18 protein-coding genes are annotated in these 14,787 nt (G+C 47.0%); 14 read left to right on the top strand and 4 right to left on the bottom strand.

Annotated features, from left to right (window positions below; genetic code table 11):
* Positions 1-32: 32 nt before the first annotated feature.
* From ACTTJF_RS00230 to ACTTJF_RS00190, 9 genes are all read left to right on the top strand, one after another.
* Positions 33-278 carry a hypothetical protein gene (locus tag ACTTJF_RS00230; protein ID WP_442550234.1) on the top strand — a complete coding sequence of 82 codons (246 nt, stop codon included), beginning with the start codon at positions 33-35 and terminating at the stop codon, positions 276-278.
* Entirely contained in the window at positions 272-658 is a 387-nt protein-coding gene (locus ACTTJF_RS00225) for a hypothetical protein (RefSeq protein ID WP_442550233.1), read from the top strand. Before ACTTJF_RS00230 ends, ACTTJF_RS00225 begins: the two co-directional genes overlap by 7 nt.
* 37 nt (positions 659-695) lie before the next feature.
* Positions 696-1,046, top strand: coding sequence for a hypothetical protein (locus ACTTJF_RS00220; protein WP_442550232.1), 351 nt, complete (start codon positions 696-698; stop codon positions 1,044-1,046).
* Positions 1,027-1,404, top strand: a complete 378-nt coding sequence (locus tag ACTTJF_RS00215) for a hypothetical protein (protein WP_442550231.1) — start codon at positions 1,027-1,029, stop codon at positions 1,402-1,404. The genes ACTTJF_RS00220 and ACTTJF_RS00215 overlap by 20 nt, the downstream gene beginning before the upstream one ends.
* Positions 1,405-1,929: 525 nt before the next feature.
* Positions 1,930-2,181, top strand: coding sequence for a hypothetical protein (locus ACTTJF_RS00210; RefSeq protein WP_442550230.1), 252 nt, complete (start codon positions 1,930-1,932; stop codon positions 2,179-2,181).
* Positions 2,175-2,453 (top strand): type II toxin-antitoxin system RelE/ParE family toxin, encoded by a 279-nt coding sequence (locus tag ACTTJF_RS00205; RefSeq protein WP_442550229.1) that lies wholly within the window; start codon positions 2,175-2,177, stop codon positions 2,451-2,453. The genes ACTTJF_RS00210 and ACTTJF_RS00205 overlap by 7 nt, the downstream gene beginning before the upstream one ends.
* A gap of 622 nt (positions 2,454-3,075) precedes the next feature.
* Positions 3,076-4,281 (top strand): multidrug effflux MFS transporter, encoded by a 1,206-nt coding sequence (locus ACTTJF_RS00200; protein ID WP_442550228.1) that lies wholly within the window; start codon positions 3,076-3,078, stop codon positions 4,279-4,281.
* 138 nt (positions 4,282-4,419) lie between these two features.
* Positions 4,420-4,782 carry a diacylglycerol kinase gene (locus ACTTJF_RS00195; protein ID WP_442550227.1) on the top strand — a complete coding sequence of 121 codons (363 nt, stop codon included), beginning with the start codon at positions 4,420-4,422 and terminating at the stop codon, positions 4,780-4,782.
* A 157-nt stretch (positions 4,783-4,939) separates the two neighbouring features.
* Positions 4,940-6,472: a phosphoethanolamine transferase gene (locus tag ACTTJF_RS00190; protein ID WP_442550226.1), complete on the top strand. Its 1,533-nt coding sequence runs from the start codon at positions 4,940-4,942 to the stop codon at positions 6,470-6,472.
* A 333-nt stretch (positions 6,473-6,805) separates the two neighbouring features.
* Here ACTTJF_RS00190 and ACTTJF_RS00185 read toward each other — a convergent pair whose 3' ends face one another.
* Positions 6,806-7,213: a hypothetical protein gene (locus tag ACTTJF_RS00185; RefSeq protein WP_442550225.1), complete on the bottom strand. Its 408-nt coding sequence runs from the start codon at positions 7,211-7,213 to the stop codon at positions 6,806-6,808.
* Positions 7,214-7,223: 10 nt separating this feature from the next.
* Positions 7,224-7,601 carry a hypothetical protein gene (locus tag ACTTJF_RS00180; RefSeq protein WP_442550224.1) on the bottom strand — a complete coding sequence of 126 codons (378 nt, stop codon included), beginning with the start codon at positions 7,599-7,601 and terminating at the stop codon, positions 7,224-7,226.
* Positions 7,602-7,689: 88 nt separating this feature from the next.
* Between ACTTJF_RS00180 and ACTTJF_RS00175 the strand changes: the two genes are divergently transcribed.
* The 5 genes from ACTTJF_RS00175 (at position 7,690) to gdhA (ending at position 12,200) form a co-directional block, all read left to right on the top strand.
* Positions 7,690-8,205: an ATP/GTP-binding protein gene (locus ACTTJF_RS00175; RefSeq protein ID WP_442550223.1), complete on the top strand. Its 516-nt coding sequence runs from the start codon at positions 7,690-7,692 to the stop codon at positions 8,203-8,205.
* A gap of 54 nt (positions 8,206-8,259) precedes the next feature.
* Positions 8,260-8,955, top strand: a complete 696-nt coding sequence (gene dut / locus ACTTJF_RS00170) for a dUTPase (RefSeq protein ID WP_442550222.1) — start codon at positions 8,260-8,262, stop codon at positions 8,953-8,955.
* Positions 8,956-9,357: 402 nt separating this feature from the next.
* Positions 9,358-10,092 carry an EI24 domain-containing protein gene (locus ACTTJF_RS00165; RefSeq protein ID WP_442550221.1) on the top strand — a complete coding sequence of 245 codons (735 nt, stop codon included), beginning with the start codon at positions 9,358-9,360 and terminating at the stop codon, positions 10,090-10,092.
* Positions 10,093-10,153: 61 nt separating this feature from the next.
* The gene (locus ACTTJF_RS00160; protein ID WP_002949209.1) at positions 10,154-10,342 is read left to right on the top strand and encodes a hypothetical protein; all 189 of its coding nucleotides are present in this window, start codon (positions 10,154-10,156) and stop codon (positions 10,340-10,342) included.
* A gap of 499 nt (positions 10,343-10,841) precedes the next feature.
* The gene (gdhA, locus tag ACTTJF_RS00155; protein WP_442550220.1) at positions 10,842-12,200 is read left to right on the top strand and encodes an NADP-specific glutamate dehydrogenase; all 1,359 of its coding nucleotides are present in this window, start codon (positions 10,842-10,844) and stop codon (positions 12,198-12,200) included.
* Between the two features lie 454 nt (positions 12,201-12,654).
* Here gdhA and ACTTJF_RS00150 read toward each other — a convergent pair whose 3' ends face one another.
* Complete coding sequence (locus ACTTJF_RS00150) at positions 12,655-13,428, bottom strand: ABC transporter ATP-binding protein (RefSeq protein ID WP_442550219.1); 774 nt, start codon at positions 13,426-13,428, stop codon at positions 12,655-12,657.
* Positions 13,428-14,435 carry a FecCD family ABC transporter permease gene (locus ACTTJF_RS00145; RefSeq protein ID WP_442550218.1) on the bottom strand — a complete coding sequence of 336 codons (1,008 nt, stop codon included), beginning with the start codon at positions 14,433-14,435 and terminating at the stop codon, positions 13,428-13,430. Before ACTTJF_RS00145 ends, ACTTJF_RS00150 begins: the two co-directional genes overlap by 1 nt.
* Positions 14,436-14,787: the final 352 nt, after the last annotated feature.

Below are 14,787 nucleotides of genomic sequence, written 5' to 3'. Positions count from 1 at the left end.
CCATAAAATACTGATATTCAAAGGAGACCCCAATGCAATTAACATTTGACATAGCCGACGAGCTAGACCTAACCAACGAGATACCAAGCGCGCTAAACGCTATTAGCACGCTAGTGTATGCTTTGCCGTATTTGCAAAAAGGCGTAGGAACTAATGCCGCCGTAATGGCAAACGCGTCTTATTTCCTAAGCGTGGCGATCGACGACGTAGCCCAAGCGGTGCGCGATTATGCAGATAAAAAAATAGCCGAACAAAGAGAGGAGGAAAAGAAATGCTAATACTAGCCAATTCAGACAGACCCGCAATAAAAAGCTTTTGCGAGTTTATCATAGAGCAAAATAACGGACGAGCCGAAGCGGACGAACAGACGCTTTATGATGTGGCTTACTTGCTGTTTTATGAGCGCGGCGCGATAAAGCACGAAAACGAGAGAGTATTAAAGGGAAACACCGTATTAAATAAACGCCTTGCCGAACTTGAAAAACAAAACGCGGAATTAAAAGACGGCATAGCCTATTTTTACGACGAGTTAGCAAAAAGCGCAGTTAAAATCCAAAGCCTACTAGCCGATAAGATGATACTAAAAAATAAACTAAGCGAGCTAGAGCGGGAATTAATCAAACTAAAAAGCAAGCAGAGCCAAAGGCGCGACGCGTAAGCGAAGCTAATCAACACATCACACTAAAGGACACACAATGCAAACATCGCAAGAAATATCGCAAATGAGCCATACGGCTTTAACGGACGCCCTTATCGGAGCAAACGAGATAATCGAGGATTTATCAAGCAGACTGGATAAAGCAGAGGAGAGCGCGGAAGCTTTATTAAGCGCGCTTGAAAAAGCAGAGCAGGAGCTAAAGACGGCAAAAGAGCAGAACGCGAAGCTAGGCGAGATTGAGCCGCGTTACGAGTTTATGCAACTTACGTTAGCGCAGTATCGCGAGGGATTAATAGGCGCGGACGACCTCGTAAAGAAAATAACCGCTTATGATGATAAGGGCTGGGAAATAGCCAAAGGTGCGAGCAATGAACAAAAGAGACTTTAACCAAGCTTTGAAGTATTTAGCTAAGGGCGCAGACGCGCCCAGCTATTCGCAGTTAAAAGATTTCGCCTTTAGGTTATGGACCAGCTTGCATAAGCGAGGCATTGAGCTAGACCGAGCAAGAGGCGATAAGGCTCGCGAAGCGTTTAAAGCAGAGGTAGCAAAGAGAGAGGCAAAAGGAACGGCGGACGCATTATTTGAAACGGGCTTACAAGCATACCGCCTTTTTAATTATTATGCTAGCGAGTGCGAAAAGCTAGGGGAGAGAATAAAGCTACTAAGAGAGCTAAACAAAGAGCTAGAAACGAAACTAGAGCCCAAAGGTAGCTACACGTGGCACAAAGACCTAAAAGGCGCGTAGGTTTATCAGAGGGGGCTTGATAGCCCTCTTGAATAAGCTTACTAAAAGGAGATAAAACAATGGACGATTTATTGATGATTTTAGCTTTTATCCTGATAGCTCAATTTATCGGGATGTTTTAAGTCGATACGTTAAAAATAGCGAGAATATTTAACGCGTGCGACAGATGAAGCACCATTATTTTATGGAGCTTAGAGCAGGACACCCCGCCCCTATTTGTCCGTAGTGTATCACATAACCAGGACACAGCGTGACAACTTGTCACGGTGAAATTATTTCGCCTCCATTTTTTTATCGAAGCAGATTTTCTTAGGTTCTTTGCAGTAAGGCTAGGGTGTGGGGGTCGGCGTAGCCGCGTTTTCTTTACTACTGTCAGATTTTAAATATTTTTACAGACTTTGAAATGTTTTGCGACTAGTCGCAATTTTATCCTAAGTCTGCAAAGTAGTCAAATTTAGTCATCTAATAAAATAATAAGCCCCAAACGGTTAAAATAGTGGTGGATTTTAAAACAAAGGCTAGGATATGCAAACTCTAACCATACGAGCAGATGAAACCATAATAAACCAGCTTGTCGCGATAGGTAAGATTTTGGCTAGTAGCGCCAATAAAAGCTTTGAGACGCTGGAGCGAGGCGAGGATTACCCGATCTACGACGACGGCAGGACGATGGAGCAAAGAATAGCCGGATACAAAGCCGACATAGAAGCGATCAGGCGCGGCGAGCTTGAGACGTATCCGCTAGAGACGCTAAAAGCCGAGATGGAAAAATGGTAATTAGACGCACGGCTAGATTTAACCGCGAGCTAAAGACGGTATTTGACTTTATCGCAAAAGATAGCCCAAACAGAGCGCAGGGTTTTAGAGACAAGCTAATCGCAAAGCTACAAGCAATAAGCGACAGCCCTCTTATGTATCGCAAGTCCGCAAGCTTTGACGATGAGCGCGTTAGAGACCTTATTTTTAAAAGCTACGTGATACCGTTTGCGATAGAGGATGACGCTATTTATGTTTTAGGCATTTACGGCGCGAATAAGTGGCAAGCGTGAAACGAATAAAAACGGCTTTTGTTTCACATTTTAACCTTAATTAAGTTTCGAGCCAAAAAAGCCGTGAAACATACCCAATTCTTAAGAAAATTTAGCCGTTTAAGCGTTTGAAACTTAAATACGGCGAATGCTTAAATCACGAAGTGCCTATTTTAGGGCATACCTACGTTTTTGTATTGAAAAGTAAAGTTTTCATTACCATTTTTTCAAGCTTTAAAAACTGAATTACCCAAAAATATTTTAAAAATATTTTTGGCGTTTTTATTAAATAAATAGCGTAATACCAGGTCTTTTAAAGACATCGTCAAGTCGCCTCTAACCACCATCTTCATTTTATACTACAAAATAAAATACATAGTTACTTTTTTTAGATTCCACGACAAATTTGGCGTAATCAAATTTTGGACATAATTTTTCCAACATAACGCCTAAATCTCTGTCCTAGAATAGGCCACCCGTTTATCGCGGACATCGCGGGGTTTTGCCTGGCTTGCTACTTTTTAAACCGCCGTTTGTTAAAACGCTAAATTTATTCGACGTAAATTTTCATCCAAACCAACCTCAAAATTTAAGCTTATTTTTTATATAATCGCCCCTAAATCCAAAAAGCGGAAAATTTAGTATGAAATTTATCCCCAAAACCTTACCTTTCGTAGAATTTGTCGCGCTTATGGCGCTTTTAACCTCGCTTGGAGCGATGAGCACCGACGCGATGCTGCCTGCACTCATGCAGATCGGCCTGGATCTTGGCGTGACGCAGATAAACCAAACCCAGCTCGTCATCTCCTCGATGTTTGCGGGCTTTGCCGCCGGGCAGATATTTTACGGGCCGCTTAGCGACTTTATCGGGCGACGAAACGCCGTACTGCTAGCGCTTGCGATATTTACGGCAAGCTCCTTTATTTCGGTCGTCACGAGCGATTTTACCGCGCTTTTAGCGAGCAGATTTTTCCAGGGGCTAGGCGCTGCGGGCCCTAGGATCATCGCGATGGCACTTATCCGCGATCTCTACGAGGGACGCGCGATGGCTCGCGTGATGAGCTTTATCGCGGCCGTCTTCATCATCGTGCCCGCACTTGCTCCCATTATCGGCGGCTTTATTTTTAAAATTTATAGTTGGCGCAGCATATTTTTGATGCTTACTTTTATGGGGTTTGCGTGCCTAGCGTGGTTTGGACTGCGCCAGAGCGAGACCCTGCCTGCGCAAAATCGCAATAAATTTAGCCTAAATTTGATAAAAAGCGAAGCCGCGCACGTCGTGAAAAACAGACGCACCGCAGGCTACACGATCGTTTTGGGGCTGATTTTTGGGATGTTTTTGAGCTATATCAGCACCGCTCAGCAGATTTTCGAGGTGAGTTACAAGCTGGGCGAGGAGTTTCCTATCTACTTTGCTATAAATGCCCTAGCTCTGGGCGCCGCGTCGATGGTAAACGCAAAGCTCGTGATGATCTACGGCATGCGCTACCTCAGCATGCGCGCTATGGGGGCGTTTTGCGTCATCGCGGTCGCGTTTTTGCCCGTCGTCGTCGCGTTTGACGGAGTGCCGCCGCTGTGGGCTTTTATGGCGTTTTGCATGAGTAGCTTTTTTTGCGTGAGCATACTTTTTGGCAACCTAAACGCGATGGCGATGGAGCCCATGGGTAAGATCGCAGGCATGGCGGCCGCGCTGATCGGCTCGGTTTCGACCTTTATCTCGCTTCCTATCGGGGTCGCGACCGGGCAGCTGTTTGAGGGCACGCTACTGCCGATGGTTGCGAGCTTTGCGCTTATCGGAGCGGCGGCGTTTGCGTTACTTTACAGGACTTCAAAGATTTCCGAGGAGTAAATTTACGCAGGCCGGATTTGATCAAATTTGAGCGCTAAATTAGGCCGCCTTTTAGTTTATTTTAGATGACCGCGCCGTCCGCAAAAGCGCCTTATAAAGCAAATTTACGCTATCATTGCGCAAATTTAAAGGCAAAATATGAAACCAAAATACAACTTTTTTAAAAACTCCAAATTTGCATTCGAGGGGCTCGCTGCGATGCTAAAAAACGAGGCGGCGTTTCGCTTTGAGCTTTGCGTCATCGTCCCGCTCGCGGTAGTTTCGCTATTTTTACCAGTTTCTGCTGCGCAGCACGTGCTACTGATCGCAGTTTTCGGACTCGTTTTGATCTGCGAGTGCCTAAATACCGCGGTCGAAGCGGTAGTCGATCTTGTTTCGCCGGACTTTCATCCGCTAGCTAAAATCGCTAAAGACTGCGCCTCAGCCGCCGTTTGCCTCTCTATCGGTACGGCTGCGATAACTTGGGCGTGGACGCTATTTGCGCTTGCCTTTGGCGAGTAGATTTGAGGACCGAGCGACTATCAAATTTGCGCTCAAAATCTAAATCTAGAAGCTCGAATTTTATTTAGCGTCAAAATTTAACTCAAACGCTGAATGACTAAAACTTTAAGCTTTTTTTGGATAAAGTTTCACTCTTATTATCAATATTAGGAAAGCTATGAAGCTACGTATTTCTTGGTTTAAATTTACGCTTTTAAACGCCGTTTTTATCGCCGCGCTAAATTTCGCATTATTTAAATTCGCTTACTCAAAGCTTAGTTTTGACGCGGATGCGCCGATGGCCGCGAGCCTGCCGATTATTTACTTTTCGCTGCTTTGCACGCTATTTTCGCTCGTTTTTTTACCATATCTAGCTAAACCGGTTAGTATCGCGGCGATTGCCATTACGTGCGCTAGTAGCTACTTCATGCAAAGCTACGGTATCATAATCGATAGCGAAATGATAAGAAACGTCGCGCAAACGGACGCGGGCGAGGTATTAAGCTTTTTAAATCCAAAACTCGTTTGCTACATGCTATTTTTGGGCGTTTTGCCCTGCCTTTTGGTTGCGTTTACGAGGATCGAGTACGGCGGCGTAAGGCGACACTTAAAGATCAAATTTGCCGCATTTGCAGGCTTTTTAGCTCTCGCGGCGGCGCTATTTTTGCCGCAGACCAAATCTATCATCCCATTTTTTCGAGAAAACAGCTTCATTAGAACGTACAACCTGCCGTTTTATCCGATATATTCGGCTCAAAAATACGTAAAACTCGAGTTTTTCAAGCCCAAATTTAAACAAATCGGCACGGACGCGACGATGATGCCCAGCAACGAGCGACGACTGATGGTGCTGATCGTCGGTGAAACGGCCCGCGCGAAAAACTATTCACTCGGCGGATACGCCAAAAACGACACGAATTTTTACACGAAAAACGAGCCAAATTTGGTCTATTTCGGCGACGCTCGCTCCTGCGGAACTGCGACAGCCGTCTCGCTGCCGTGCTTGTTTTCAAAGTCCACGAGAAAAGAATACAGCAGCAAAGAATTTAGCGAAAACGCGCTTGATATCTTAAAACGCGTCGGCGTCAAGGTCGTGTGGCTAGGCAACAACTCAGGCAAGTGCAAGGGCGTTTGCGACCGCTTGGACGCGGGCAACGTCGAGTATTTTGACGCCGGATACGATACGAATATGCTGTCCTCCTTCAAAAAACGCCTCGAAAATCTCGCGCAAAACGAGATCATCGTCCTACACCTGCAAGGCTCGCACGGCCCGGCATATCACGCCCGCTATCCGAGCGAATTTCGCAAATTTACCCCAACTTGCGACACGAGCGAGCTTAGCTCCTGCGATAGCGATAGCATCGTAAACACCTACGACAACACGCTGCTTTTTACGGATTTTTTTATTGACGAGGTGATAAAGGCGGTCAAGGACGCGGGCGGCGATAAAAGCGCGGTTTGGTACTTCTCCGATCACGGCGAGAGCCTAGGCGAAAACGGCATCTACCTGCACGGCATGCCCTACGCCATCGCACCCGAGACACAAAAGCGCATCCCGATGATGGCGTACGCAAGCGACGAAGCCACGCTAGCTCGTCTACGCGCGCAAAAAGACGACGCCGTCTCGCACGATAATGTTTTTAGTTCGTTGCTCGGGTTTTTTGGGGTAGTAACAAAAGAATACGATAAAAAACTTGATATCTTTAATTAAGCAATTTTGGCGGCTTGTCTTTTTGCCATATACTTCGTTGGATCTCGCTGCGGGCTGCAGTCACGTATTACATATACGCTCCTTTGCCCTTGCTCATCCGCCTCGTCTATAACAAAAATACTTCGCCTTGACTTTTTATATTCAAATTTGAAGCTGAAATTTACAAATTTGACTTCAAATTTTAAAGTAAAAAGTCAAGGCCTAGTATCGCGAGATGATTTTTGAGAGTTGTGCAGAAATTTTAAGTCAAGGCTAGACAAGTAGTCTGCCGCAGACTTAAAATTTCAAATCTCTCTCAAAAGCACTCGCGAGACAAGCCGCAAATAGCCAAAATCAATCTCTTTGCCAGATTATTTTCCCCCCAAACCCCAGCGCATTATGCGTAAATTTAACCCAACCTAGACTCAAACTATAAAGGTTCGGATTCATCGCCAAAGCGTAAGGAAAGCGCGCGAAGTAAATTTTGCTTTGCTGCGCGGTTGCGGGAGCGGCTAGAGCGCGAAACTGCACGCCCTCTATCTTGCCGACTATTTTGGTATCAAGCGCTACCGTACCGGCTACGCAGGGCTCAGCCAAAAACGCTTTCACGTGAGCGCTATCCTTGCCGCCTGCTACGATAAAAGCCAAATTTTCCTCGTCAAAGGCGTAAAAGCAGCTCGCGCAGTATGGCTTGCCATCGTCTAAAACAGCAAGGCTAAGCAAGTGCATCTTGCGGATAAATTTTAAAATTTTTTCATCCATTTCGTCTGCCTTAAGCGCTAAAAATTTGAGCCAAATTTGCCGACAGCCGGCTAAAATTTAGCGCAATAAAGCAAGCCAAAATCAGCCAAAAAACAAAGATAAAAAGCTCGGTTCTAACAAATTTAGCTCCCGCTTTTTCGCGTCTAAGCAAAGCCATCGCAAGCCCCGACGCAAAGCCGCCGATAAAGCTAAAATAGTGTACCGCCGCGGGCTTAACGAAGCTTGGCAGTTTGCCCGCGAAAAATAGCGAAAATATCGTAAGCGAGATCAAATTTGCCAGCAAAAAATAAAACGCGACGACGGGAATTTGCGGGAAAAATCCGTGCAAAACGAAGCTCAAAACGGTCGCGCTAATGAGCAAAAATACGCGCGCGGCAAAACAGCACATTTTCATCCTTTTTTTGAGTGATTTTAGCGCAAGGGGTATTAAGAAAAAAGAAATTTAGCCGATATAAAGCCAAAAGGATGGCAAAAATATGAAACTACAAAACTACCAAAACGCGAGCCTAAACAGCTTTGATTTTAGCTTTAAAACCAGCGGCGGCGACGAGATAAATCTAAAAATGTACGACAACAAAACAGTAGACTACGCTAGCGCCAAAACAGCCGGCGCATCGGCATCCGCGCTCACTCTCACGCACGAGTACGGATATAGTTTCTCGTATAAAGGCGACGGGCTAGACGCTCGCGATAAAGAGGAGCTGGTAGCCGCTCTAGAAAAGATAGCGCCTAGCATCGATAAATTTATGAAAAACGTCAAAGAGGGCGAGGACCCTATATTTTCGCGCGTTACAAATCTCGCAAACTCGCTTCGCAAAGAGCTTCCCGAGATAAAAGACGCAAATCATAAAAATTTTATCGCGGACGGCACGCTAAAGCTTTTTGATAGGCTGATGGAGCAAAACAAGGCCGATAATAGACTGCTGCAAAACTCCAAAAAGCTCTTTGACGAGCTCATTTCTCAGCTGGATAGCTTTAAATTTTACGTTTAGTTCGCGGTTTAAAAATTTCGCTATAATTCATAAATTTTAAAAATAGGAAAATTTATGAACGCGAATGAAAAAATCACCCAAATGCTAAATCTCCAGCAGAGCCTAAACGACGATACAAACGGCATCGGCTGGGAAAACGGCATAAACAAAAACGGCAAACTCATCAGCTGGAAACGCTGCATATATATGGAGTGCGCCGAGCTCATAGACAGCTTTGCCTGGAAACACTGGAAAAGCATAAACGCTCCAACTAATGAAGACAATCTGCGCGTCGAGGTCGTGGATATCTGGCATTTTTTGATGAGTTTGATGCTCGAGCAGTACAAGCTAAATAACCTCGGCGACATCGCAAAGCTCTCAAGCGATATCTGCGCTAGCAGCGGCTTTGAGGCGTTTTGCCGCGAGCCGTTTAACGTCGCCGAAGAGAACATCTACGAGATCATAAACGACGTCGAAATGCTCATAAATAAGTGCTCGGGCTTTGAGTATTCGCTCTTTGACCTGCTTAAAATTTACTTCTCGATGAGCCTAAAATGCGGCGTAAATTTAAGCTCGCTTTACGAGTGCTACGTCGGCAAAAACGTCCTAAATCGCTTCCGCCAAGACCACGGCTACAAAGAGGGCGCGTATAAAAAAGTCTGGAACGGCAAGGAAGATAACGCCGTGATGAACGAGATTTTAGCCCGCGGACTAAAAAGCGTGGAGGAGATCTACGCCGCGCTAGAGGCCGAGTACAAGGCGGTAAAATAAAATTTGACGGCTTTGCGGGCTAAATTTGCGCCGCTTCGGCCGTTAAATTTAGCCAAGATTTTTGCGATTTAGCTTGGCGGTTTAAGTTGCGGGCGTTTAAATTTGAGCGTGGTTTAGCCGTGCTAGCTAAAATGCCGCCGTTTAGTCGGCAAAATTTACGCCGCTAGCAAACTCTCGCGCCGATAGCCCAAACTATGATAAATTTAGCTAAATTTATGACTGAATTTAAGTCGGTCAAATTTAGTCGCGAAGTCTATGCGCGCATTAAATTTTATGTGCTGTTAAAAGCATTTGCCGTGCCGCTTTTGCTGGCAAAAAATGCGCGTCAAATTTAGAAAATCTGTTGCACCCAAACGCCCTTTTGCCGCAAAACGGCACAAATTTAAATAAAATGGAGATTCATTGTTCGCTGATATTTTACGCCTTTCGTTAAAGGACCTTTTCACGCCCAAATTTATCGCGCTTTCTATCCTGCCGCTCGTTTTTTCCGCGCTTATTATCGCGGCGATTGCGATGTTTGGCGGCCGCGAACTATACGAGGCGCTAAACGCCGCCGTATCGGGAGAGACAGGCGCGCTGGCCGAGTATCCGATGGCGGCTAAAATCCTTAGCCTAGGCATCGCAAAGTGGCTCATCGGCGCGATATTTTACGCAGTCGGCGCTTATCTAGTCGTCATGCTCTCGGTTTTCTGCGCGCTCGCGGTTGCGGGCTTTCTAACTCCTACGATCGCGCGAGAGATAAACCGCAGACACTACCGCGTGGACGAGGCGCAGCTGGCAAACGTTAGTCTAGCGCGCCAAACAGCTCTTATGGGCAAAATTTTGCTCAAATTTATCCTGATCGCGCTTATTTGTTTGCCGATTTTAGCAGTGCCCGCGCTAAATTTCCTCGCCCTGCACCCGGCGTTTTTTTACCTTTATTATTCGCTACTTTTCATCGACGTCGCGCCAAACGCCCTCTCGCGGCACAAATTCGAGCTTTATTTGCTGGACTACGGCGGATATAAATTTAAAGCCGCCGCGCTATGCTTTTATCTGCTATGTTTGGTGCCTATTTTCGGGCTTTTCTTGCAGGTTTTTTTCGTTATTTATTTTTCGCATTTTTTCTTTTTACGCGAGACTTCGCGCTTGATGTAAATCATTTCAAATCAGCGAAAAACTAAATAAAATAAGCCGAAATTTTAAAAAAGGAAAACAAATGAGAACTGAAAATATCGTAGTTTGCAACGTCTGCGGACAAAAAAGCACGGAAAACGAAAACGCCGTATTTATCCGCGCCCACAAAAACGGCGAGGAGGTCGATATCTGCACGGCGTGCATACCTAGCGTCATCCACGGCTCGGGCCTAGTAGTTCGCAGCAACGACGAAATCAAAGAGGATATGTAACCGATTTTAGCCCGCTTTGGGCTAAAATTTGATTTTTTACTATTTTAACCCACCCAAATTTACTCCCGCTTTGTATATACCCCGTAAAGTTAGTCATTGATAATAAAAGCGCGTCTGATCCGAGTTTAAATTTTAGCTCGCGGCGGCGTAAATTTAAATTTAAGCGGGCAAAATTTGACGAGACCGGCCGCAAATTTGCCTGCTAAATTTCAAATTTAACCAAGCCCCGCCAAAATGCGCAAAAGCCAAAACGGCAAAATCGCGCCGCCGTAAATTTAAATCTCCTAAATTTAACACATCCCCGCCAAAGCCGACCAAAATCTCCGTCAAAAGCCCAAACAAAACTGCAACAAATTTATCAAAAAGTTACGTTTGATAAATTTAGTTTCAATACGTAACACCTATCTCCTAAAATAAAAATATAAAAATAAATTTAAATAAAAATTTTTTCTAGGAGAGTTAATATTCAACTACGAAAATTTGACGAATAGGAGACAAAATGAGCGAGTACATCGAAAAAACGATGGAGTGGATAAAAAGAACCAATCCGGGACAAGGCGTGTTCGTACAGGCTGCGACCGAGGTGCTAAACAGCCTCGAGCCGCTCATAAAAAAAGAGAGTAAGTACCAAAAACACGCAATCCTAGAGCGTATCGTGATACCCGAGCGCACGGTGATATTTCGCGTTACCTACACTGATGACGACGGCAGACCGCAGGTGCATAACGGCTACCGCGTGCAATTTAACTCAGCCGTGGGCCCCTATAAAGGCGGCATCAGACTCCATCCTAGCGTGGATCTTGGCGTGCTGAAATTTTTAGGATTTGAGCAAATTTTTAAAAACTCGCTCACGGGCGTAAATATCGGAGGCGCAAAAGGTGGCAGCACCTTTGATCCAAAAGGCAAGAGCGAAGGCGAGATAATGCGCTTTTGCCAAGCGTTTATGAGCGAGCTATACCGCCACATCGGCAACACCGTGGACGTGCCCGCAGGCGACATCGGCGTGGGCGCGCGCGAGATAGGCTATATGTTTGGGCAGTATAAAAAAATCACGGGCAGATTTGACGGTATACTAACGGGCAAAGGCCTAAACTGGGGCGGCAGCCTAGCGCGCACGGAGGCGACCGGATACGGGCTCGTGTATTTTACGCAAAATATGCTACAAAAAGCGGGCCTTGGCCTCGAGGGCAAAAAGTGCAGCATAAGCGGTAGCGGAAACGTCGCCATATACACGGTAGAAAAGCTCTATCAAGTAGGCGCGCTGCCTATCACGGTTTCTGATTCAAACGGATATGTTTACGACGCCGAGGGCATCGATCTAGCGGTGCTTAAAGAGCTAAAAGAAGTGAGACGCGCGCGCCTTAGCGAATACGTCAAATTTAGACCGAACGCAAAATACGTAAGCGTAAGCGAGTACAAAGAGGGCAGAAACGGCGTGTGGGACGTGCCGTGCGACGGAGCGTTTCCGTGCGCGACGCAAAACGAGCTTCACCTAGCCGACATAAAAGTACTTTACGCTAACGGCTGTCGCTTCGTGGCTGAGGGGGCAAATATGCCAAGCACGCTTGATGCGATAAATTTTATGCTCGCGCAAAAGGATTTTTACTTCGCTCCGGCAAAGGCGGCAAACGCCGGCGGCGTGGGCACGTCAGGTCTTGAGATGATGCAAAACGCCGGCATGACATCATGGAGCTTTGAAAAGGTCGATCATAGACTGCACGGTATCATGAATCACATCTTTGAGCTTAGCTACGAGACGAGTAAGGAGTTTGGCGACGAGGGAAATCTAGTACTTGGTTCAAATATCGCGGGCTTTCGCAAGGTAGCCGATGCGATGATAGATCAGGGATATGTGTAAATTTTGCCCTCAAAGGCTCGTTTTACCGCGCTTTTGCAAACGAGCCTTTTGGGAGGGATTTTGCTTCGCTTTAGCAAGACCGCTTTAACGAAGCAAATTTTAATCATTTCCGGCGCGCAACGCGGGGAAAAACAAAAACCGCCCAAATTTGCGAGCCTTAAATTTAACGCCGAATTTACTAAAGGCGCAAACCCGTAGCCGCCAAATTTACAAAGCCGCGCCGACTAAAACGCGCTAAGGCTCGGTCAAATTTTATCGGCCTAAAATTTGAGCTAAATTTGAGAGCGAATTTTACCAAACGACGAGGCAAGCGGGAGTAGTCAAATTTACAATACGGTTACGCACGCCTCATACCCAAGGCACATAAATTTATCCCCTCGTCGCCGCGTATCCCTGCCCGCGTTCTTTTTGATTTTGCCTAGCGCAAATTTACGCCGTTTCTCGCGCGCCGCAGTCAAAGCGGATACGTGAGGCAGCACTTTCTGGCTACTTGCTCGATGTACTTCACACTCAAATTTAACCCGTAAAGCTTGCTTAGTTGCTCGCTTTCTATGATTTCATCCACGGTGCCAAAAGCCACCTCGCCTCCACCCTTAACTAACGCCACATAGCCGCCTAAAAGCACGGCAAAATCGGGATTATGCGTCGTTAGCACGATGGTGTAGCCTTGCTCTTTTAGCTGCTTAACGGTGCGTAGGAATTTATACTGATTGCCAAAGTCCAGCGCCGAGGTCGGCTCGTCAAACACGATGATCTGCGGCTTTGCAGCCATCGCGCGCGCGATCGAGCACATCTGCTTTTGCCCGCCGCTCATCTGAGTGATAAATTTATCCTCAAGGTGCGTGATTTCAAGCTTTGCGGTAAATTCCTTCGCTATCGCCGTATCCTCCTCGCTAGGCCGCGCAAAGATACCCAGATGCGCCGCTCGCCCCATCGTGATAAACTCAAGCCCCGTGTAGTCGTACTCGCAGATCTCGCTTTGAGCGACGTAGGCCATGATTTTGGCGCGCTCTTTGTTGCTAAGCTGGGCGCTATTTTTGCCGCCGAGCCAAACTTCGCCCGAGTGCGGCGCCTGCGTGCCGCTGATTAGGCTTAGCATGGTCGATTTGCCCGCGCCGTTTCGCCCTAGTATCGTTAGTATCTCGCCCTTGCCGACGCGTAAATTTACGTTTTCTAGCCTACCAGCGCCGTTTGGATAGGCGAAATTTAGATTTTTAACCTCAAGCATCACGCAACCTTTTTATTTCGCCAGAGTACCCAGACGAAAAATATCGTGCCGATAAAGCCCGTAAGTACGCCCAGAGGCACCTCGCTCACGCTGATCGTGCGCGCTAGGGTGTCTACAAATAGCAAAAATATCGCGCCCATAAATATACTAGCAGGCAGGCTGCGGACGTTGTTCGCGCCAACTAGCATGCGCGCTAAGTGAGGCATCAGCAGCCCCACCCACGCCACGATACCGCTCACGCACACGCTGCATGCCGTTAGCAGCGTCGCGCAGACGATGATGACGCCGCGTTCTAGCGCTACGTTTACGCCCAGCCTCGCCGCGCTCTCGTCGCCTAGCGAGAGCAGGTTTATCCTCCAGCTCATCGCTACGAGCAGCACCGCGCAGGCTATCATCACGGGCGCGATAAATTTAAGATTGCCCGCATCGATCTTAGCTAGACTGCCTAGCTGCCAGTAAACGATGTCGGGTAGCTTGGTCTCGGGGTCGGCGACGTACTTTAAAAAGCCGATCACAGAAGCCATCAGACCGCTAACGATGATACCCGAGAGCACCAGCATCAGCGTACTAGAGCGCCCCATCAGACGCGGTATGGATAGCGTCATGCCTACGGCCGCGAGCCCGCAGACGAATGCTAACGCCTGCACCCAAAAAAGAGGCATATCAAACATAATCGCAACCGCGGCTCCCACGCAAGCTCCAGCCGAAACGCCCAGCAAATCGGGGCTAACTAGCTGGTTGCGAAAGACGCCCTGATACGCCGCTCCGCTGATGCTAAGCGCGGCTCCGACGAGGATAGCCGCGATGATGCGCGGTATGCGGATGTTTTCGACGACGTTTTGGATATTTGCCGCGGCGTCCGTCGGCACCCCAAAAAAGCCGCCGATCACGCTAAGCACGTCGCCGGGAGCCACGTAAAACCTGCCGACGCCAAGCGCGACTACGCCGCAAAATACGGTCAGCACGGCTAGCAAAATCAGCGTAAATTTAAAACTAATATTTTTCATCTTTCTCCTAAAATAAAATCTCCGCCCGCGGCAGCCCGCACAAAAATCGCTCGAAAAAGGGCTAAATTCGCCTTACCGCTAACTTGGCGAGCGAAGCTTTTGTTTATTATTTGCGATCGCTGCTAAAACAGCGAGAAAAAGGCGGTTTTGTTTGCGATCTAGATAATCAGCACCAAGTGCCGAATTTATGCCGCTTGGGTCAAATTTGCCCGACGTTTTGCGTTTAAGGCTTGGCGCTAACGATAAATTTGGGCTAGGCACCCCTTGCCGCGTTATCAAATTTAAATCTAACGTTTCCGCCAATTTTCGTCAAGTCAAATTTAAAGGCAAGCTTCCGCCGCGTCAAATTTAA

Origin of the sequence: Campylobacter sp. (assembly GCF_052170435.1) — a bacterium.
Lineage (GTDB): Bacteria > Campylobacterota > Campylobacteria > Campylobacterales > Campylobacteraceae > Campylobacter_A.
Note: the sequence above shows the minus strand (reverse complement) of the source record. Positions and strands in the feature narration are given on the sequence as shown.

Coding starts and splice junctions, on each gene's coding strand:
- ACTTJF_RS00230 (WP_442550234.1), top strand. CDS start 33: ATGCAATTAACATTTGACATAGCCGACGAGCTAGACCTAACCAACGAG.
- ACTTJF_RS00225 (WP_442550233.1), top strand. CDS start 272: ATGCTAATACTAGCCAATTCAGACAGACCCGCAATAAAAAGCTTTTGC.
- ACTTJF_RS00220 (WP_442550232.1), top strand. CDS start 696: ATGCAAACATCGCAAGAAATATCGCAAATGAGCCATACGGCTTTAACG.
- ACTTJF_RS00215 (WP_442550231.1), top strand. CDS start 1,027: ATGAACAAAAGAGACTTTAACCAAGCTTTGAAGTATTTAGCTAAGGGC.
- ACTTJF_RS00210 (WP_442550230.1), top strand. CDS start 1,930: ATGCAAACTCTAACCATACGAGCAGATGAAACCATAATAAACCAGCTT.
- ACTTJF_RS00205 (WP_442550229.1), top strand. CDS start 2,175: ATGGTAATTAGACGCACGGCTAGATTTAACCGCGAGCTAAAGACGGTA.
- ACTTJF_RS00200 (WP_442550228.1), top strand. CDS start 3,076: ATGAAATTTATCCCCAAAACCTTACCTTTCGTAGAATTTGTCGCGCTT.
- ACTTJF_RS00195 (WP_442550227.1), top strand. CDS start 4,420: ATGAAACCAAAATACAACTTTTTTAAAAACTCCAAATTTGCATTCGAG.
- ACTTJF_RS00190 (WP_442550226.1), top strand. CDS start 4,940: ATGAAGCTACGTATTTCTTGGTTTAAATTTACGCTTTTAAACGCCGTT.
- ACTTJF_RS00185 (WP_442550225.1), bottom strand. CDS start 7,213: ATGGATGAAAAAATTTTAAAATTTATCCGCAAGATGCACTTGCTTAGC.
- ACTTJF_RS00180 (WP_442550224.1), bottom strand. CDS start 7,601: ATGTGCTGTTTTGCCGCGCGCGTATTTTTGCTCATTAGCGCGACCGTT.
- ACTTJF_RS00175 (WP_442550223.1), top strand. CDS start 7,690: ATGAAACTACAAAACTACCAAAACGCGAGCCTAAACAGCTTTGATTTT.
- dut (WP_442550222.1), top strand. CDS start 8,260: ATGAACGCGAATGAAAAAATCACCCAAATGCTAAATCTCCAGCAGAGC.
- ACTTJF_RS00160 (WP_002949209.1), top strand. CDS start 10,154: ATGAGAACTGAAAATATCGTAGTTTGCAACGTCTGCGGACAAAAAAGC.
- gdhA (WP_442550220.1), top strand. CDS start 10,842: ATGAGCGAGTACATCGAAAAAACGATGGAGTGGATAAAAAGAACCAAT.
- ACTTJF_RS00150 (WP_442550219.1), bottom strand. CDS start 13,428: ATGCTTGAGGTTAAAAATCTAAATTTCGCCTATCCAAACGGCGCTGGT.
- ACTTJF_RS00145 (WP_442550218.1), bottom strand. CDS start 14,435: ATGAAAAATATTAGTTTTAAATTTACGCTGATTTTGCTAGCCGTGCTG.